Below are 18,665 nucleotides of genomic sequence, written 5' to 3' on the forward strand. Positions count from 1 at the left end.
TCCCCGTCCCCCTCGTACCACCTCGACACCCCGGGAGCCCGCGTGTTCGGCAACTACCTGATCGGCCTGCGCGAAGGCCTCGAAGCCAGCCTGGTCGTCTGCATCCTGATCGCCTACCTGGTCAAGACCGACCGCAAGGACAGGCTGCCGCCGGTGTGGATCGGCGTCGCCTCGGCCGTGGCACTCTCCATGGCCTTCGGCGCGGTGCTCCAGTTCGGCTCCTCGCAGCTCACCTTCGAGGCCCAGGAGGCGCTCGGCGGCACGCTGTCGATCATCTCGGTCGGCCTGGTGACCTGGATGGTCTTCTGGATGCGGCGCACCGCCCGGCACCTGAAGACCGAGCTGCACGGCAAGCTGGACGCGGCGGTCGCGATGGGCACCACGGCCCTGGTGGTCACCTCCTTCCTGGCCGTCGGCCGCGAGGGCCTGGAGACCGCGCTGTTCATCTGGTCGGCCGTGCAGGCCACCGACGACGGCTGGAATCCGCTGGTCGGCGCCGCGCTCGGCCTGCTCACCGCGGTGGTGCTCGGCTGGCTGTTCTACCGGGGCGCGCTGAAGATCAACCTGGCCAAGTTCTTCACCTGGACCGGCGCGATGCTGGTCGTGGTTGCGGCCGGGGTGCTCGCCTACGGGGTGCACGACCTCCAGGAGGCCGGCTGGCTGCCCGGCCTGCACAGCCTGGCGTTCGACATCTCCAGCGCCGTGCCCAAGGACAGCTGGTACGGCACCCTGCTGAAGGGCGTGTTCAACTTCCAGCCGGATCCGACGGTGCTGCAGCTGGTGGTCTGGCTGGGCTACCTGCTGCCGACGCTGGCGGTGTTCTTCAACCTCTTCGGCGGCGACAGGACCAAGCCCGCCTCGCGGGTGGCCGCCAAGTCGGCCTCCTGACAACGCGGTTCGACACCTCACTGCCCCGCCCGGCACCCGCCGGGCGGGGCGGTTTCGTTGAGCCGACGCCAATTCCCGCCAGTTCCGGCCAATTCCGTTCGAAACAAGACAGGAAAGCGACAAAAACGGACAGCTCTGACCATCTGCAGCCCCAGTGGAACCGTTCCGCCACGGCTTTCGTACTTAGGGTGACAGCTCCATGCCATTACCCACCCATGGGGGGAACATGACCGTTCGCAGGCCTGCCAGGTTAGTCGCCGCCGGTGTCGCCGCCCTCGCGGCGACCGTTCTGCTCACCGCGTGCGACGACGTGAAGTACACGGACGACAAGCCGGGCGACCCGAAGGCGAGCGCCGCCGGGGCCACCGTCCCCGGTGACCCGATGGCCGGCCAGGCGGCCGGTTCGCGGTGCAAGAGCGACGAGGTCACCGCCACCGTGCAGCTCAAGGGCGCGGGCTCGGCCATGCTGACGATCAAGAACAAGAGCGACCACAACTGCACCCTGTACGGTTACCCGGGCTTCGGCGGGCTGAAGGCCGACAACAGCGCGGACGCGCTGGCGGCCAACCACGAGGCGCACCCCGGGCCGGCGGTGCTGACCACCCTGAAGCCCAACAAGTCCGGATACGCGGGCCTCAAGTGGAGCGCCTGCGACAAGTCGGACGCCACCTGCCACGTGCTCACCGGCCTCCAGGTCACACTGCCGGACGAGACCGCGCCGGTCACCGCCGAGGTGCTCGGCACCGACGGCAAGCCGGCCGGCCAGCTGCTGGTCTCGGCCGCCGGGCTGACCACCGGCACCCTTCAGCCGAACAACGAGAAGGTCCTGTTCAACTGAGGCCGTTCGACTGACGTTCTTCGCCGACGATGCACCGGAGCCCTCGGGGCGGTTTCTCGAAACCGCCCCGAGGGCTCCCGGCTCCGTCCTCCCGGACCGCTTCCGGACCGCTCCCGGACCGCCTACTCGACCGCCACGCCGAAGGCCGTCGCCAGCCCGGCCAGGCCATCGCCCACCGCCCGCCCGGACGGGCTGAACTCCCAGCCGCCGGCGGTCCGGCCGAACGCCCCGAGCAGCATCGCGCTGTCCGGCACCCCGCCCGTCGGGGCCGCCCAGGCGGCCGGGCCGTCCGCCCCCGGCCCGTACGCGGCGGCGAGGGTCAGCCCGTGCACGTAGCCGAGCGGCAGCGCCGGATGGTCCTCCTCCTCGGTGGAGACGGCGACCACCACCTCCTCGACGGCGGCCGGCAGCCGGTGCAGGTCCAGGGCCAGCCGGGCCGCCCGGGTCGGCTCGCCCGGCACCGACCGGGTCGGATGCAGCCGGACGGCGCCGTCCGGGTCCTGCGGGCTGTTGAAGAACACGAAGTGCTCGTCGCTGAGCACCCGGCCACCGGCGCACAGGAAGGCGGTCACGTCCAGCTCCACCGCGTCCCCGCCGGCCGTACGGCTCCGCCAGCTCACCGTCAGGGCGGTCCCGCCCGACTCCCCGGGCGCTTCGGTCGCGGCCGGGGCGGCGGCGGAGCCCCCGCCGAGCCGGCCGCGCAGGCCCTGCTCGGCGAGCAGCGCGACCAGCTCCGGACCGCTCACCAGGGTCAGCGGCTTGCCCTCGATGTAGCTGTACGAGCCGCGGCCGAAGCCCGCGGTGGTGACCAGGATGCCCTTGATGGCGCCGTGGTGGCGGACGGTGGACTCCAGGTCCCGCACCGCCGTCGGCGGGACGGTCCTCTTGTAGCGCTTCGCCTGGATCACGATCCTGCCGCCGGTCACCGGGTCCAGGTCCTCGGCCACCACGTCCACCCCGACGTCGCCGCTGCGGGCCGTGGTCATCACCTTGAAGCCGCGCAGCCGGAACAGCTCGGCGATCAGGTCCTCGAACTCCAGCGGGTCCATCTCGAACAGGTCCGGCTCGTCCTCGCCGCCGTGCCCGGCCATGCTCCCGCCGACGCTCTGCGGCCGCCGGTCCGGCCGCACCTCGTCCAGCCGCTCCGGGCGCGCCGACAGCCGGCCGCCCAGGCCCTGGAAGCACTCCACCGGCGCCACCCGGTCCAGCGCCAGACCGGCGAAGCCGGCCCGGGTCGCGGTCAGGGTGGAGAGGAAGCGCTCGGCCTCCCGGCCGGTCGCCGGATCGATGCCGAGCACGAACCCGTTCAGCACCACCGAGTCCAGCAGCCCGTCCCGGTCCGCCCGGAACAGCTCCGCCGCCACCCGCAGCGCCGACTGCGCCAGCACCTCCCGGTACAGCGCCTTGCGCTCCGTCGCCGGCCGGGCCACCTCGGCCTCGCGGTCGTCCGACTTCACGTACCGCACCCGGGCGGCGGCCGGCACCACGTCCGGCCCGGGCAGCTCCCAGTCCACCACCAGCTGGCGGCTCCCGGCGTCGAACGCCGCCACCAGCCGGTGCGGGAAGCCCTCCGGCCAGGCCGCCGAGGCGTACAGGCCGGCCGTGAAGTACTCCTGCACCGCCTCCGGCTCACCCGCCCGCAGCCGGCGCAGCAACTCCTCGGTCCGGGCGGCCAGCTCCTCCTGCTGCCGGCGGGACTGCTCGACCCCGGCCAGGTACTCCTGGTGGTACGCGGCCAGCCGGTGCTGCCAGTCGGCCTCCCGGGCCTGCGCGGCGTACCAGTCCTGCTCGAACCGGGCCCGGGCCTGCGCCAGGTACCGCTCGTACTGCTGCCGCACCCCCGGGTTGCGGGCCTGGACCGGGTCCGGCGGCGGCACGAAGTACCGGGCCTCGGACTGGTCCGGCATCGGCACCGGCTCGCCCAGCGGGCCGGGGTCGAACGACGGCACCGCCCGCGGCGCCAGGAGGACCTGCGGACCGAAGGCCGGCGCGGCCAGCCCGGCGGCCAGCAGTCCCCTCAACTCCGCCACCCGGGCGTCCAGTTCGGCCGTCCGCCGGGCCGCCCCCGCCTCCCGCGACTGCTGGTAGGCGCGCTGCGCCTCGCGCTCGCCGCGGACCGCCGCCTTCTGCGCCTCGCGCTGCTCCCGCTCCCGGCGGCGCTGCTCCGCCGCCTCGGCGCGCCACCGGGCCTCCTCCCGGCGCTGCTGCTGTCGCTGCGCCTCCGCCCAGATCGCCAGCACCCCGCTGCTCCGCCGCCCCGACACCGTCCGCCCCACCCCATTCGCCTCGCGTCGACCGCGGCCGCGCGACACCGCCTCCCGGGCGCACCGCCGACCGCGCCGCAACAATAGAACGTGAACACCCTGCCCGGCCAAGCGCCCGTGACCTGCGGGCCCTTCCGGCGGCTGGCGGCCCGGGCGGCGGTGGACCTGACGGCTCGTCGGGGGAGGGGTGGCGGGCGGGTCGCCGCTCGGCGGAGCGGGCGGTGCCGGTGTGCGGCGGGCGCCGCGGCGGGGCCGTCGGCGCTGGCCGGGAGCCGTGGTGCCGGGGCGCAGCGCAGACGTGGGCCCGTCCGGCGAAGCTCGCCGGACGGGCCCACGATCTCCCGTGCAGTGCTGTCGAGCACCCGGCCGGAGAGCCGGGCTGTCGCGGGCTCAGCGCCGCGGGGTCAGCGCCGCGGATCAGTGCCGCGGGGTCAGGAGGAGACGGCGTCGGCCTTCTGGATGGTCGCCCCGAGGTCGCACCAGGTGGTCGAGGTGCCGCCGGACTCGACGCGGTTGCCGTAGTGGGTGTAGTTGCCGTAACCCGGCTTGTAGCAGACGATCCGGCCGGTGAAGGCCGAGCCGACGCACCGGATCGACGCGCCGGCGTGGCCGCCGCTGCCGGTGAAGTAGGACGGTGCGTTGCAGCTCAGTGCGGTGGTGGTGGCCGACGCGGGCGCGGCGGCCAGGATCAGGCCCGAGCCGGCGAGGGCGATGGAGCCGGTGGCGGCCGCGACACGCTGGAGGATGCGCATGGTTGTTCCCTTCCCAAACGGATCGTTCGTGGGGAGTGCACTGGGAAGGACGCTAACCGCTTGATTTGACGTGGTCACGTCGACTCGATCGTTCGTCGAGCGCGGCTCCACTGGGCCCGGCGCCGGCCGCCGACCGGCCTGCGCGGTCCCGCCGCCGAAGCCTGCTGTCGGTGCCACCGGGTAGTCTCGACGGCTACCGAAGGCGACGACTATCGAGGGCGACGGCTACCGAGGCCAAGGAGAGACGTGACGATCCCCCCGCAGCAGCAGGCCGCCCCGGGCGGCTGGATCTCCACCGGGCTGAGCTGGCGGGACGGCCGTGCCGTGCTCGGGGCCGCGCGCGGCGCCCAGGTGCACGAGCGCGCCGTGACGCCCGGGGCGGAGGTCGGCTGGCTGCTGGGCGGCCCGCGCCGCTGCGTCGGGGCCTGGCTCGCCGGGGCGACGGAGCGCACGCCCTGCCCGCACCACGCGGTGGTCGACCCCGACGGCGGCGCGACGCAGTGCCCGGCCTGCCAGAGCGTGGACCGCGGCCTCGCCCTCGCCCGGGACCAGATCCTCGACGACGGCCGCACCTACCTGCTCTACCTCGCCTGGTTCGGCGAGGGCCTGCTCAAGGTCGGCCTGACCGCCGAGCAGCGCGGCGACAGCCGACTGCTCGAACAGGGCGCGCTGGCCTACGCGTTCACCGCCCGCGGCGCCCTCCCGGCGATCCGGCGCGCCGAACTCACCGTCGCCGCCTCGGGCCTGGCCCGCGAGCGGTTCAAGTCCCGGCTCAAGACCGAGCACTGGTGGTCGCACGGCGACGCCCCGTACCGCCGAACGGTGCTCGGCGAGGCCCGTGCCCGGGCGCACCGGCTGCTGGACGGCCACGCCCTGGAACTGCTCGCCGACCGCCCGGTGGTCGACCACGTCGAGCGCTACGGCCTGGCGGGCGGCGCCCCGGAGGCGTACCGGGAGATCGTCGGGCTGGCCGACGGCGCGGTGGTCGCGGGCCGGCTGCGGCCGCCGGTGGGCCGGCACCTCTTCCTCGACCAGACGGACGGCTCCGGCCCGCTGCTGCTGGACACCCGGCTGCTCACCGGCTGGACGCTCAGCCCGGTCGCCGGCCGGGGCTCCGCGGGCCTCGTCCTCCAGGAGCGGGTCCGTCCGCCGGAGCCGGACACCCAGGAGGCGCTGTTCTGAGGCGCCCCCCGGGCGGTCCCCCGGGAACCGCCCCGACCGGCGTGGTCGCGTCATCGAACCGCAAGGCCTGATCCCGGCCTTGCGGTTTTGATTTGCCACCACTTCCGAGCGGACCCCGCCGACGGGCGTCCGTCGGGGGTGTTCGTCACGACCGCCGGAGGATCGCCGAGACCCCGAACTCGAACCGCTCGTCGAACGAGTCCGGTGCGAGGTAGCGGGCCGTGCGATGGAGGGCGGGGTGGGTGGCCTCGGAGACGGCGCCGCCGAGGACGTCGGCCCAGGGGTGGTCGCCGGCGGCGGCCTGCTCCTCCTGGACGAGGCCGAGGGTGAAGTAGGTCAGCGTCCACGCGGTCCAGGAGGCCTCGCGGCCGTCCCTGCCGCCGGCGAGCAGTGCGCCGACCAGCAGTTCCGCGAAGCGCAGGGTGTTCGGCTCGGCCGCGTAGGTGCCCACCACCAGGGCGGCGCCGTCGCGGTGGGACAGCAGGGCCCGGCGGCAGCGGCGGGCCAGTTCGCGGACCCGCTCCTCGGGCGCGGACGGCAGATCGGTGAGCGGGATCTCGCCGAAGACGGCGTCCGCCATCAGCTCCACCATCCGGGCCCTGGTCTTCACGTGCCACTGCACGGTGCTCATGCGTACGCCGAGACGGTCGGCGACCGCTCTGGTGGTCACCGCCTCCAGGCCCTTCTCGTCCAGTAGTTCCAGCCCTGCGCGGGTCACTGCGGCCGGGTCGAGCCGGTCGCCGGATTGCCTCTTGGTCACTGACCGAGTTTACTGGACCCAGCTTCTCGGTCACTGACCGAGAAGTCGTCGCGCCCGGATGCCCCGGGCACCGGTCCAGTGAGAGGCAGTCGCATGGAAACGCAGCAGGTCGTCATCGCCGGAGGCGGACCGGTCGGGCTCTGGCTCGCCGCCGAACTGCGCCTGAACGGCGTCGGCGTGACGGTCGTCGAGCAGCGCACCGAGGTCGACCAGCGCTCCAAGGCGCTCACCGTGCACCCGCGCAGCATCGAGGTGCTGGCCTCGCGCGGGGTACACCGGCGCTTCCTGGCGGAGGCCCTGAAGATCTCCACCGGCCACTTCGCCAACCTCCCCGACCGGCTCGACTTCTCGGTCCTGGACACCCCGCACCCCTACACCCTCTTCATCCCCCAGGCCCGAACCGAGGAGCTGTTCGAGGAGTACGCCCTCGGGCTGGGCGCCAGGATCCGGCGCGGCCACCGGGTCACCGGGTTCACCGAGCAGCCGGACTCGGTGACCGTACGGGTCGAGGGACCGCAGGGCCCGTACGACATCCGGGCCGAGTACCTCGCCGGCTGCGACGGCACCCGCAGCACCGTGCGCGAGGCCGCCGGCATCGGCTTCCCCGGCACCCCCTCCAGCTACCTCGGCTGGCTCGGCGACGTCCGCCTCGCCACCCCGCCGACGCCCGGCTTCAACCGCTTCAACGAGCAGGGCGGACTGATGGTCGTGCCGCTGCCGGGCGGACGCTGGCGCATCGTCGGGGCCGACCCCGACAGTGCGACCACCGAATGGCCCGGCGACCTCACCCTGGAGGAGCTGCGGCGGAAGACCGTCGCCATCGCCGGCGAGGACTTCGGCCTGCACGACCCGTCCTGGCTCTCCCGCTTCGGCAACGCCACCCGACTGGCCGAGCGGTACCGGCGCGGGCGCGTCGTGCTCGCGGGCGACGCCGCCCACCAGCACTACCCGGCCGGCGGCGTCGGCATGAACGTGGGCGTCCAGGACGCCTTCAACCTCGGCTGGAAGCTGGCCGCGACCCTCAACGGCTGGGCGGCCGAGGGGCTACTGGACACCTACCATACCGACCGGCACCCGGTCGGCGGGCAGCTGATGGAGCACAGCCGCGCGCAGACCCACCTGTTCCACGCCTTCACCCCCGAGGGCCTGGCCCTGCGCGACCTGCTCAGTCGGCTCGTCCCGCGCTCGCGGGAGTTCGGCGACGTGCTGGCCGGGCGGCTCAGCGCACTCGACGTCGCCTACCCCGGCGGCGATCCCGCCGCCCACCCGCTGACCGGCACCCGCGCCCCGGGCCTCACCCTCACCGGTCCGGGCACCGACCCGGGCACCGACCTGTTCGCGCTGCTGCGGGCGGACGCCTACCTCCTGCTCGACCTCACGCCCGGCGGCGTGCTGGCCGACCGGGCCCGGGACCATGTAACCGCGCACCACGGCGTCCCCGACCGGCCCCGCGCCGATTGGGAGGGCCTGCGCGCCGTCCTCGTCCGCCCCGACGGTCACATCGCCGGGGCCTGGACCGAGCAGGACGACGCCGAGCTGCGCACCGCCGTGGACGTCGCCGTCGCCGCCGCCCTCGGCCACGCCGTCCCGGCCTGATCGGCGGCGGCGCCCGGGAGCTCAGCCCAGCCTGCTGCGCACCACACCGGGGCCGGGCCGGGACCGGCGGGACAGCGGAGGCCGGGACGGGCGGACGTCGAAGCGCGCCGGCTGCTCGGCCGCCTCGGCCGCCCGCCCGGCCAGCGCCGCCCGGGCGGCCGCCAGTGCTACCCGGGCGAGCAGCGGGTCCTCCCGGACGCCGGCCGCGCGCTTGGCACTCTGGCAGTCGGTGCACCAGACCGGCGAGGCCGGCCCGTCGGGGTACACCATCTCCTCGGGCGGCAGGTAGTGCCCACCGCACTCGACGCACTCGAAGACGAACCTCATCCGACGATCACCGTCCCGGATCCGTGGCACCGACCGCAGGGCGACCAGAAGGTGTGGACGCTGGGCACCATGCTTCCTTCCTCGTCCAGTTCGACCGTTGCCTCGGTCTTCTGGGTCCCCCCGGACCCGCCGCAACCGGAACAGGACTGAACCTCGGGCATATGCCGTCCCTCCGTAGCGGAGCACCACCGTAGCGCGATTCTCCGTCAGGAAGCACCGCTCGCGGCGATCCACCACCCGTACGGGGAGCGCGAACTCCCGCCGCACGCCCCGCCGGAGGGACGTCGGCCCCCGCCTGAGCACCAGAGCGGGGGCCGACCGTCCGAGGGACGGACGGTACCGGGGGAGAGGGAGTCGTCAGCCGCGGGCGGCCCGCAGGAACTCCCGGTTCATCGCCGCGATGCTGGGCAGCGGGATGCCCTTGGGACAGGCGGTGGCGCACTCGCCGGTGTTGGTGCAGCCGCCGAAGCCCTCGGCGTCCATGGCCGAGACCATGTTCCGCACCCGGGCGGAGCGCTCCGGCGCGCCCTGCGGCAGCACGTTGAGGTGCACCACCTTGGCGGAGGTGAAGAGCATCGCCGAGCCGTTCGGGCAGGCCGCCACGCAGGCGCCGCAGCCGATGCACTCGGCGTGCTCGAAGGCGGTGTCGGCGGCCTTCTTGGGGACGGGCGTGGCGTGCGCCTCGGGGGCGCTGCCGGTGGGCGCGGTGATGTAGCCGCCGGAGCCGATGATCCGGTCGAAGGCCGAGCGGTCCACCACCAGGTCCTTGACCACCGGGAAGGCCGCCGCCCGCCAGGGCTCGACGTCGATGGTGTCGCCGTCCTGGAAGTGCCGCATGTGCAGCTGGCAGGTGGTGGTGCGCTCGGGGCCGTGCGCCTGGCCGTTGATGACCATGCCGCAGGCGCCGCAGATGCCCTCGCGGCAGTCGTGGTCGAAGGCGACCGGCTGGTCGCCGCGGGTGATCAGCTCCTCGTTGAGGGTGTCCAGCATCTCCAGGAAGGACATGTCAGGGCTGATCCCGCCGACCCGGTAGGTGGTCATCGAGCCGGGTGCGTCCGGGCCCTCCTGGCGCCAGATGCGCAGGGTGAGGTTCATGCGTAGCTCCGCTGGGTGGGGTGGACGTACTCGAAGACGAGGTCCTCGCGGTGGAGGACGGGTGCCTCGCCGGTGCCGGTGAACTCCCAGGCGGCGGCGTAGGAGAACTCCTCGTCGCGGCGGGCGGCCTCGCCTTCCGGGGTCTGGCTCTCGGTGCGGAAGTGGCCGCCGCAGGACTCGGCGCGGTGCAGCGCGTCCAGGCACATCAGCTCGGCCAGCTCGAAGTAGTCGACCAGCCGGTTGGCCTTCTCCAGCGACTGGTTGAGCTCCTGCCCGGTGCCGGGCACCCTGATCCGGCGCCAGAACTCCTCGCGCAGCCGCGGGATCCGCTCCAGCGCCCGGGTGAGCCCGGCCGCGTCGCGGGCCATCCCGCACTCGTCCCAGAGCAGTTCGCCGAGCTCGCGGTGGAAGGAGTCCGGGGTGCGGTCGCCGTCCACCGAGAGGATCAGGTTGAGCCGGTCCTCGACCTCGGCCTCCACCTCGGTGAGCACCGGGTGGTCGGCGGGCACGGCCGGCAGCGGGTGGCGGGCCAGGTAGTCGTTGATGGTGGGCGGCAGCACGAAGTAGCCGTCGGCCAGGCCCTGCATCAGCGCGCTGGCACCGAGCCGGTTGGCGCCGTGGTCGGAGAAGTTGGCCTCCCCGATCGCGAACAGGCCGGGCACGGTGGTCTGCAGGTCGTAGTCGACCCAGAGCCCGCCCATCGTGTAGTGGATCGCCGGGTAGATCCGCATCGGCACCCGGTACGGGTCCTCGGCCGTGATCCGCTCGTACATCTCGAAGAGGTTGCCGTACCTGGCCTCGACGGCGTCCCGGCCCATCCGGCGGATCGCGTCGGCGAAGTCCAGGTAGACGCCCTGGCCGCCGGGGCCGACGCCGCGGCCCTCGTCGCAGACGTTCTTGGCGGCCCGGGAGGCGATGTCGCGCGGCACCAGGTTGCCGAAGGCGGGGTAGATCCGCTCCAGGTAGTAGTCCCGCTCCTCCTCCGGGATCCGCTCGGGCGGCCGGTCGTCGCCCTTCGCCTTCGGCACCCAGATCCGGCCGTCGTTGCGCAGCGACTCGCTCATCAGGGTGAGCTTGGACTGGTGGTCACCCGAGCGCGGGATGCAGGTCGGGTGGATCTGGGTGAAGCACGGGTTGGCGAAGTACGCGCCCCGTCGGTGCGCCCGCCAGATCGCGGTGGCGTTGGAGTTCTTGGCGTTGGTGGAGAGGTAGAACACGTTGCCGTAGCCGCCGGTGGCGAGCACCACGGCGTCGGCGGTGTAGCTGCGGATCTCGCCGGTGACCAGGTCGCGGGCGACGATGCCGCGGGCCCGGCCGTCGACCACCAGCAGGTCGAGCATCTCGGTGCGCGGGTGCAGCTCCACGTTCCCGGCGGCGACCTGCCGGGAGAGCGCCTGGTAGGCGCCGAGCAGCAGCTGCTGGCCGGTCTGGCCGCGGGCGTAGAAGGTCCGGGACACCTGGACGCCGCCGAAGGAACGGGTGTCCAGCAGGCCGCCGTACTCGCGGGCGAAGGGCACGCCCTGGGCCACGCACTGGTCGATGATCTCCACCGAGACCTGGGCCAGCCGGTGCACGTTGGACTCGCGGGCGCGGAAGTCGCCGCCCTTGACGGTGTCGTAGAACAGCCGGCGGACCGAGTCGCCATCGTTGCGGTAGTTCTTGGCCGCGTTGATGCCGCCCTGGGCGGCGATCGAGTGGGCGCGCCGGGGGGAGTCCTGGAAGCAGAACTGGACCACGTGGTAGCCCTGTTCGGCCAGGGTGGCGCCGGCCGCGCCGCCGGCCAGGCCGGTGCCGACCACGATCACGGTGTGCTTGCGCCGGTTGGCCGGGTTGACCAGCCTGGCGTCGAACCGCCGCTGGTCCCAGCGCTGTTCGATCGGGCCGGCGGGGGCCTTGGTATCGGCCACCGGCTCGCCGAGGGTGTAATCCAGGTAGCTCACTTCACCACTCCGGTCATCACGGCGACGGGGACGGACAGGAAGCCGACCGTCAGCACCAGGGCCAGTCCGTTCGCGATCAGCTTCAGCGCCCGGTCGCGGCGGGCGTTGTTGGCACCGAGGGTCTGGGCGGCGCTCCAGAACCCGTGCCGGATGTGCAGGCCGACGGCCAGCATCGCGACGACGTAGAACACGTCGACGTACCAGCGGCCGAAGGAGGCCACGATGTTCTGGTACGGGTGGCCGTGCTCGGCGGCCGGGTTCACGGTCAGCGTGGTGAGGTCGAGGACGTGCCAGACGACGAACAGCGCCAGGATCACCCCGCCCCAGCGCATGGTCCGGGTCGCGTAGCTCGCGCGGCGGCGCCGGTGCACGTACCCGCTCGGGCGGGCCGCGAGGTCGCGGCGGCTGAGCTGGTACGCGGAGACGCCGTGCAGCACCACGGCGGCCAGCAGGCCGGCCCGGGCGATCCACAGGAACCACTCGTGGCCCAGGAAGGGCTGGCCGAGGGTGCGCAGCCAGGCCGCGTAGCCGTTGATGTCGTCCGGGCCGAGGAACACCTTGAGGTTCCCCAGCATGTGCGCGACCAGGTACAGCAGCATGACCAGTCCGGTGACGGCCATGACCGCCTTCTTGCCGACGGTCGACCGCCACAGGATCGCCAGGGTGGACGGGTGCCGGGCCGTCCGAGTCGCGGTTGTCATGGCAGCAACGGTAGGGACGGGGGTCAGGGTACGTCCAAGACATGATGCGGCTCACGACGATAGGCACCAGCTATCGATGCGGCCTATCCTGGCCCTGTGCAGCTCCAGCAACTCCGCTACTTCCTGGCCGTCGCCGAGACCCGGCACTTCACCCGGGCGGCCGAGGCGGCGCACGTCGCCCAGCCGTCGCTCTCGCAGCAGATCCGGGCGCTGGAACGGGAGTTGGGCGCCGAACTGTTCCACCGCACCCGGGGCAACATCGCGCTGACCGACGCCGGGGACGCCCTGCTGCCGCTGGCCCGGCGCATCCTCGCCGACACCGAGAGCGCCCGGCTGGCCGTCCAGGAGACGGTCCAGCTGCGCCGCGGCCGGGTGCGGCTGGGCGCCCCGCCGAGCCTGTGCACCAGCCTGGTGCCGGACGTGCTGCGGGTGTTCCGGGACCGTTACCCGGGGGTGACCCTGGTGGTCCGCGAGGGCGGCTCGCGCGACCTGGTCGGCTGGCTGGCGGCGGGGGAGCTGGACCTCGCGCTGATCATCACCCGGCCCAGCGGCGAGCAGGCGCCCGCCCTGGCGGTCACCGAACTGCTGCACGAGGAGCTGGTGCTGGTCGCGGCCGAGCGGTGGGCCCGGCGCAGGGTCCGAGTGGCGGAGCTGGAGGGCCGTCCGCTGGTGATGTTCCGGGAGGGCTACGACCTCCGCGAGGCGACCCTGGCGGCCTGCCGGGCGGCCGGGTTCGAGCCGCGGTTCGCGGTGGAGGGCGGTGAGATGGACGCCGTGCTGGGCTTCGTCCGGGCCGGGCTCGGGGCCGCCGTCGTCCCCGGCATGGTGGCCGCCCGCTCGGGCCTCGCGGTGACCGCGTTCGCCGGGCCGGGCCTGGGCCGCACCATCGCGGTCGCCCACGGCCACGAGGTGCCGCTCACCCGCGCGGCGGAGGCGCTGCGCACCACCCTGCTGGCGCACCTCCACGGCGCCGCCCGGGACGGCGAACTGCCGCCGGGCACCCGGCTGTTGCTGTGACCTCGGGCGGGCGTCGTCCGGTGGCGGCGGTCGGCCCGGCGCCGCGGCGCCGTCCACTGCGGACGGTGTCGCGGCCCCGGGCCGTGGGCTCCGCCGGGCCGTGTGCTCAGCCGCCGCCGTAGGTGGCCTGGGTGACCGCGAAGACGTTGCGTCCGCCCGTGGTCTCCTGGAGCGACCACAGCAGGTCGGCGGCGGTGGCGTCCTCCCAGTAGGAGAGGCTCTCGCCGCCGCTCACCCAGGGGAAGGTGGCGGGGCCGGCGGTCGGGGTCCAGTAGTAGAGCTGCTTCTGTCGCGAGGAGTTGAACCACCAGCGGCCGTTGTGGGAGGCGACGCCGTTGAGGTTGTACCAGGGCAGCTGGAGGGCCTGGCTCGCGGTCGTCGTCGCGGCGAAGGTCGTCGCCCCGGAGGCGAACGGGAAGCGGACCGCCCGCGGGGGGCGGTTGGGGTACTTGGTGCAGTCCGCCTGGCAGGTGTACTCCGTCATCACGATCGACTTGCTGACCCGGTCGAGGGAGACCGACGACCACACCAGGCTCTTGCCGGACGGCGCGTGGGAGGTGATCGTGCCGACCTGGGGCAGGACGTAGGCGTAGTTGTGGGCGTAGTAGACGGAGCCGGACTGGCGGCCGATCTGGTCGGCGGTGCCACCGGTGTCGGTGTTGAGGATCTTGCGCATGTCGAAGACCCGCATGCCCAGCCCGGTGTCGGCGACGTAGAGGTGGTCGCCGTACCAGGAGACGCCGCCGGCGTGGATCGGGATGTCCTTGAAGTCCGGCGCCTCAGCGGTGCCGGTCGGCTCCACCAGGAGGATCTTGCGGTAGGTGTTGGGGTAGGTGGCGTCCCAGTCGACCAGGGTGATCCGGCTGCGCTGCTGGGTGCCGCCGCAGCCGTCCGTGGTGTACCAGCTCACCAGGACGAGCTGATGGCCGTCGTAGTTGCCGCTGTCCGCGGTCCCCACGGCGTCCCGGCTCGTGGTGATGCCCTGCGGGACGCTCTGGCAGTCGGAGTCGTCGCCGTCGTCGAACCGGAAGCCGGTGGACAGGCCGTTGACGGAGAAGGACGAGGAGAGCGACTGCCGGTCGTGGTTCGCGTTCTCCATCACCGTGTGCACGGGGGAGGTCCCCAGTGCCGTGACGAGCGCCGAGTTGAGCGTGTCGAACCGGTGGTAGTCCGCGGTGAGCGTGTAGTCGGAGGCGGTCAGGGCCGTCGGTGCCGCGGCGGCCGCGGCCGAGGGCGGTGCGCCGACGAGCGCGCCGGTGACGAGCAGACCGGCCGCGAGCAGTGCTCGGGCGGCGGTCCTGAGGTGACGAGTGATCAAGGCGGTCCTCTCCGCGGGAAGGGGGCGATGGGCACCGAGGCTAGGCGCGCGCTGAGCATGTCCGCAACATCCGGCCGGCTCCGGCCGCCGTCACGCCCCGTCCGCCGTCACGCCCCGCCCGCGAGGTCGCGCAGGGTCGCCTCGGCCTTCGGGGTCAGGACGAGCGGGCCCTTCCCGTTCGTCCACACGGCCCGCACCTCCAGACGGCGCAGCCGCCAGCCGTCGGAGGTGCGCACCGCCTCGCCGGTGAAGGTGCCGCCGACGTCGAAGTGGCCCCCGGGCTCCTCGCCCCGCGCCTGCTGGGTCGAGGCGAGGTGGACGTGGGTCATCAGGGCGTTCCAGCGCACCGTGGCCCGGTCCCCGTCCAGGTCGATCATGTAGTTGGCGCCCACGTGCTGGGTCCGCTCGAACTTCCCGAGGGTGGCCTGCTCGGACTCGGCCAGTCCGTCGATCCCCTCGTGTTCCCCCACCGGCGAGGTGATCCGCACGTCGGGGGTGAAGTAGCGCCGTGCCCACGCCTCGTCGAACCGTCCGCCGCCGTGGGGCACGGTGTCGAGGCTGATCAGGTAGCCGTCGACGAGACCGGTGATGTCGGCACGGTCGGTGAGGACGCGGACGCGCTGCTCCAGGGCGGCGAAGTCCGCGGCGGTGGGGGCGACGGGGGTGGTCATGGTGGTGGACATCGCGGTGGCTCCCGGGGATCGCGGTGGGTGTCGCGACCGCTTCGGCCGCACACCGGGAAGACTAGAACCTCAAGTTGACTTGAGATCAAGCTTCGCTCCGCAATCCGCCGGCCGCCCCCCGGGGCCGGCTCCAGTCGGACGCGCGACGACCCGGAGCGCGGGGCGCTCCGGGTCGTCCGGCGGTGGCGGGGCGGTGGCGTCAGGCCGGGAGGACGGCCTCCAGGGCGGCGATCAGCTCGGGGGCCTCCGGGTCGACGCCCGGACGCAGGCGGGCGGCGACGGTGCCGTCCGGGGAGACCAGGAACTTCTCGAAGTTCCAGGTGATGTCCCCGGCCTGGCCCTCCTCGTCGGCGACCTCGGTCAGCCGGGCGTACAGCGGGTGCCGGTCCTCGCCGTTGACGTCGATCTTCTCGAACAGCGGGAAGGTCACCCCGTAGGTGGTGGAGCAGAAGGTCCGGATCTCCTCGGCGCTGCCCGGCTCCTGCCCGGCGAACTGGTTGCAGGGGAAGCCCAGCACGGTGAACCCGCGCCCGGCGTACCGCTGCTGGAGCCGCTCCAGGCCCTCGTACTGCGGGGTCAGGCCGCACTTGGAGGCGACGTTGACGATCAGCAGCGCCTTGCCCTTGTACTCGGCGAGCGAGGTGGGCGCGCCGGCGAGGGTGCGCAGCGGGATGTCGTACAGGCTCACGGTGGTGGTCCTTTCGGAAAGTCGTCGGGCCGGGCTCTTCCGGGGCCACGGTAGCGGCCGCGACGGGATCAACCGTGGTCGGCGTGCCGGTGTTCCGGGCGCGCGGGGGCGTACGGAGCGACGGGTGGGCGCCCGTGCGACCGGTGCGCGCGACCGGTCAGGGCGCCAGCGGCCTGACCGCCGTCGGGGCGTGCTCCGGACGGGTCGCGAGCTCCTCGAACTCGATGACCTTGTCGATGTCGGCGGAGGCCATCGGGATGTCGGTGACCCGCTCCAGGATCGCCTCGACCACGACGGGGACGCGGAACTCGGCGGCCAGCTTCTTCGCCTCCTCGAAGGCCGGCAGCAGGCCCGCCGGCTCGGTGACCCGGATCGCCTTGCAGCCCAGGCCCTCGACGACCCTGACGTGGTCCACGCCGTAGGCGCCCAGCTCCGGCGCGTTGACGTTCTCGAAGTCCAGCCTGACCTGGAAGTCGATGTCGAAGGCCCGCTGCGCCTGGCGGATCAGCCCCAGGTAGGAGTTGTTCACCAGCACGTGGACGTACGGGATGCGGTGCTGGGCGCCGACCGCCAGCTCCTCGATCATGAACTGGAAGTCGTAGTCGCCGGAGAGCGCGACGACCTGGGCACCGGGGTCGGCGGTGGCGACGCCCAGGGCGGCCGGGACGGTCCAGCCGAGCGGGCCGGCCTGGCCGCAGTTGATCCAGTGCCGGGGCCGGTAGACGTGCAGCAGCTGCGCGCCGGCGATCTGGGACAGCCCGATGGTGGTGACGTAGCGGGTCTCCGGGCCGAAGGCCCTGTTCATCTCCTCGTACACCCGCTGCGGCTTGAGCGGCACGTCGTCGAAGTGGGTGCGGCGCTGGAGCCGGGCCCGGCGCTCCTGGACGGAGGCGGCCCAGGCGCCGCGGTCCCTGAGCGTGCCGGCGGCCCGCAGTTCGCGCGCCGCCTCGACGAGGAGTTCCAGGGCGGCCTTGGCGTCGGAGGCGATGCCGAGGTCCGGGGCGAAGATCCGGCCGAGCTGGGTGGGCTCGATGTCGATGTGGACGAAGGTGCGGCCCGCGGTGTAGACGTCCAGGCCGCCGGTGTGGCGGTTGGCCCAGCGGTTGCCGATGCCGAGGACGAAGTCGGAGGCGAGGAAGGTCTCGTTGCCGTAGCGGTGGGAGGTCTGGAGGCCGACCAGCCCGGCGTTCAGCTCGTGGTCGTCCGGGACGGCGCCCCAGCCCATCAGCGTGGGGACCACCGGGACGCCGGTCGACTCGGCGAACTCCAGCAGCAGTTCGCAGGCGTCGGCGTTGATGACGCCGCCGCCGGCCACGATCAGCGGGCGCTCGGACCGTTGGAGCAGGGCGACGGCCTTCTCGATCTGGACGCGGTTGGCGGCGGGCTTGTGGACCGGCAGCGGCTGGTAGGCCTCCGGGTCGAACTCGATCTCGGTCAGCTGGACGTCGACCGGCAGGTCGATCAGCACCGGGCCGGGGCGGCCGGAGCGCATCAGGTGGAAGGCCTGCTGGAACACCCCGGGGACCTGCGCGGCCTCCAGGACGGTGGTGGCGGCCTTGGTGACGGGCCGTGCGATCGAGGCGATGTCGACGGCCTGGAAATCCTCCTTGTGCAGCCGGGCGACGGGCGCCTGGCCGGTGATGCAGAGGATCGGGACGGAGTCGGCGATCGCCGCGTACAGGCCGGTGATCATGTCGGTGCCGGCCGGCCCGGAGGTGCCGACGCAGACCCCGATGTTGCCGGCCCTGGCGCGGGTGTAGCCGTCGGCCATGTGGGAGGCGCCCTCGACGTGCCGGGCCAGGGTGTGCCTGATCCCGCCGGAGGCCTCCAGGGCGGCGTAGAACGGGTTGATGGCCGCGCCGGGTACGCCGAACGCGACGTCCACGCCTTCGAGCTTCAGGATCTCCACGGCCGCGCGGGCGGCTGTCATACGGGGCATCGGATCTCTCCTGCGTCGGCCCGCAGTGGCTCGGAGGGCTCATCTCGCGAATTCCACCATACGGAAGCATGGTTTCTGTATGTGGAAACACGGTAGGGCGGGGCCCGTCGGGGCGTCAAGGGGACTTCAACAGAATGTGGACGCCGGGGAGGGGCGGCCGGGCGGCCCGGATTCGTACGCCCGGACGGCGTTCGCGCTGGTGTACCCGGGGAAGCGGACGTTCCGCGCCGGGAAGCGCGGCCGGTGTGCAGCGCCGGTGAAGGGACGGTGCGGGGTGTGGGGCCGCCCCGCCGCACTGGGTACCGTCGGTGGCACGCCGGGCCCGTGACGTCCAACTGAGGCCGCGGCAGGGGGGATCGGGGAGCGCCGAGGAGCGGGGGGAACTCCGCCGGTGGCCCCGTCCAGGACCAGCGCGCCCGGTCCGCCGCACCCGAGCGAGGGACGCACCCCCTGGCCGCACCGACCCGACACCCGCCGCCGCGCTCCGGTCCGACCGGACCCGCGGCCGTACCGCTGTCGCCGCCCCTCCGCGGTCCCCTTCCCCGTGCTCCTGGCCCCGTGTTCCTGCTCCCCGTTTTCCGGCTCCCCGCCCTGCAACGGCGCGCCCGCAGCGGCGGGTGCGCGGAAGGAACGTCCCCATGCGCTGCTGCACCCCTGACCGGTCCCTGGCGGTGACC

The 18,665-nt window shown here is 73.4% G+C and carries 16 protein-coding genes; 5 read left to right on the top strand and 11 right to left on the bottom strand.

All coding sequences use genetic code 11. From position 1 onward, the window contains the following. Window positions 1-42: 42 nt before the first annotated feature. Both efeU and ACZ7RU_RS10145 read left to right on the top strand, forming a co-directional pair. Window positions 43-888 (top strand): iron uptake transporter permease EfeU, encoded by an 846-nt coding sequence (efeU, locus tag ACZ7RU_RS10140; protein WP_470340414.1) that lies wholly within the window; start codon window positions 43-45, stop codon window positions 886-888. A gap of 226 nt (window positions 889-1,114) precedes the next feature. After that, window positions 1,115-1,726, top strand: a complete 612-nt coding sequence (locus tag ACZ7RU_RS10145) for a DUF4232 domain-containing protein (protein ID WP_470340415.1) — start codon at window positions 1,115-1,117, stop codon at window positions 1,724-1,726. Between the two features lie 122 nt (window positions 1,727-1,848). On the opposite strand, the gene ACZ7RU_RS10150 is transcribed toward ACZ7RU_RS10145, so the two are convergent. Together ACZ7RU_RS10150 and ACZ7RU_RS10155 are read right to left on the bottom strand one after the other, a co-directional pair. Continuing rightward, complete coding sequence (locus tag ACZ7RU_RS10150) at window positions 1,849-3,966, bottom strand: restriction endonuclease (protein WP_470340416.1); 2,118 nt, start codon at window positions 3,964-3,966, stop codon at window positions 1,849-1,851. Window positions 3,967-4,421: 455 nt separating this feature from the next. Next, window positions 4,422-4,742 carry a hypothetical protein gene (locus ACZ7RU_RS10155; protein WP_470340417.1) on the bottom strand — a complete coding sequence of 107 codons (321 nt, stop codon included), beginning with the start codon at window positions 4,740-4,742 and terminating at the stop codon, window positions 4,422-4,424. A 246-nt stretch (window positions 4,743-4,988) separates the two neighbouring features. On the opposite strand from ACZ7RU_RS10155, the gene ACZ7RU_RS10160 reads away from it, so the two are divergent. Continuing rightward, window positions 4,989-5,924 carry a DUF2797 domain-containing protein gene (locus ACZ7RU_RS10160; RefSeq protein ID WP_470340418.1) on the top strand — a complete coding sequence of 312 codons (936 nt, stop codon included), beginning with the start codon at window positions 4,989-4,991 and terminating at the stop codon, window positions 5,922-5,924. Between the two features lie 145 nt (window positions 5,925-6,069). Here ACZ7RU_RS10160 and ACZ7RU_RS10165 read toward each other — a convergent pair whose 3' ends face one another. Continuing rightward, window positions 6,070-6,684 (bottom strand): TetR/AcrR family transcriptional regulator C-terminal domain-containing protein, encoded by a 615-nt coding sequence (locus tag ACZ7RU_RS10165; RefSeq protein WP_470340419.1) that lies wholly within the window; start codon window positions 6,682-6,684, stop codon window positions 6,070-6,072. A gap of 93 nt (window positions 6,685-6,777) precedes the next feature. Between ACZ7RU_RS10165 and ACZ7RU_RS10170 the strand changes: the two genes are divergently transcribed. Further along, entirely contained in the window at window positions 6,778-8,280 is a 1,503-nt protein-coding gene (locus ACZ7RU_RS10170; RefSeq protein ID WP_470340420.1) for an FAD-dependent monooxygenase, read from the top strand. Window positions 8,281-8,301: 21 nt separating this feature from the next. On the opposite strand, the gene ACZ7RU_RS10175 is transcribed toward ACZ7RU_RS10170, so the two are convergent. From ACZ7RU_RS10175 to ACZ7RU_RS10190, 4 genes are all read right to left on the bottom strand, one after another. Then, window positions 8,302-8,607, bottom strand: coding sequence for a hypothetical protein (locus tag ACZ7RU_RS10175; RefSeq protein ID WP_470340421.1), 306 nt, complete (start codon window positions 8,605-8,607; stop codon window positions 8,302-8,304). 357 nt (window positions 8,608-8,964) lie between these two features. After that, on the bottom strand, window positions 8,965-9,702 hold the full coding sequence (locus ACZ7RU_RS10180; protein WP_470340422.1) for a succinate dehydrogenase/fumarate reductase iron-sulfur subunit: 738 nt from the start codon (window positions 9,700-9,702) through the stop codon (window positions 8,965-8,967). After that, a complete protein-coding gene (locus ACZ7RU_RS10185; protein ID WP_470340423.1) occupies window positions 9,699-11,642 on the bottom strand; it encodes a fumarate reductase/succinate dehydrogenase flavoprotein subunit in 1,944 nt (647 codons plus the stop codon). The genes ACZ7RU_RS10180 and ACZ7RU_RS10185 overlap by 4 nt, the downstream gene beginning before the upstream one ends. Next, the gene (locus ACZ7RU_RS10190; RefSeq protein WP_470340424.1) at window positions 11,639-12,343 is read right to left on the bottom strand and encodes a succinate dehydrogenase cytochrome b subunit; all 705 of its coding nucleotides are present in this window, start codon (window positions 12,341-12,343) and stop codon (window positions 11,639-11,641) included. The genes ACZ7RU_RS10185 and ACZ7RU_RS10190 overlap by 4 nt, the downstream gene beginning before the upstream one ends. A 96-nt stretch (window positions 12,344-12,439) precedes the next feature. Here ACZ7RU_RS10190 and ACZ7RU_RS10195 point away from each other — a divergent pair, with 96 nt between their 5' ends. After that, the gene (locus ACZ7RU_RS10195) at window positions 12,440-13,360 is read left to right on the top strand and encodes a LysR family transcriptional regulator (RefSeq protein ID WP_470340425.1); all 921 of its coding nucleotides are present in this window, start codon (window positions 12,440-12,442) and stop codon (window positions 13,358-13,360) included. A gap of 106 nt (window positions 13,361-13,466) precedes the next feature. Here the strand turns inward: ACZ7RU_RS10195 and ACZ7RU_RS10200 are convergent, their stop codons facing one another. The 4 genes from ACZ7RU_RS10200 to gcl all read right to left on the bottom strand — a co-directional run bounded on the left by ACZ7RU_RS10200 (window position 13,467) and on the right by gcl (window position 17,988). Next, on the bottom strand, window positions 13,467-14,678 hold the full coding sequence (locus ACZ7RU_RS10200) for a hypothetical protein (RefSeq protein ID WP_470340426.1): 1,212 nt from the start codon (window positions 14,676-14,678) through the stop codon (window positions 13,467-13,469). A 107-nt stretch (window positions 14,679-14,785) separates the two neighbouring features. Then, complete coding sequence (locus ACZ7RU_RS10205; RefSeq protein WP_470340427.1) at window positions 14,786-15,361, bottom strand: nuclear transport factor 2 family protein; 576 nt, start codon at window positions 15,359-15,361, stop codon at window positions 14,786-14,788. Between the two features lie 199 nt (window positions 15,362-15,560). Then, a complete protein-coding gene (locus tag ACZ7RU_RS10210) occupies window positions 15,561-16,049 on the bottom strand; it encodes a glutathione peroxidase (RefSeq protein ID WP_470340428.1) in 489 nt (162 codons plus the stop codon). Window positions 16,050-16,206: 157 nt separating this feature from the next. After that, a complete protein-coding gene (gene gcl, locus ACZ7RU_RS10215) occupies window positions 16,207-17,988 on the bottom strand; it encodes a glyoxylate carboligase (RefSeq protein WP_470340429.1) in 1,782 nt (593 codons plus the stop codon). Between the last annotated feature and the right edge of the window lie 677 nt (window positions 17,989-18,665).

Source organism: Kitasatospora sp. NPDC114501 (assembly GCF_055633695.1).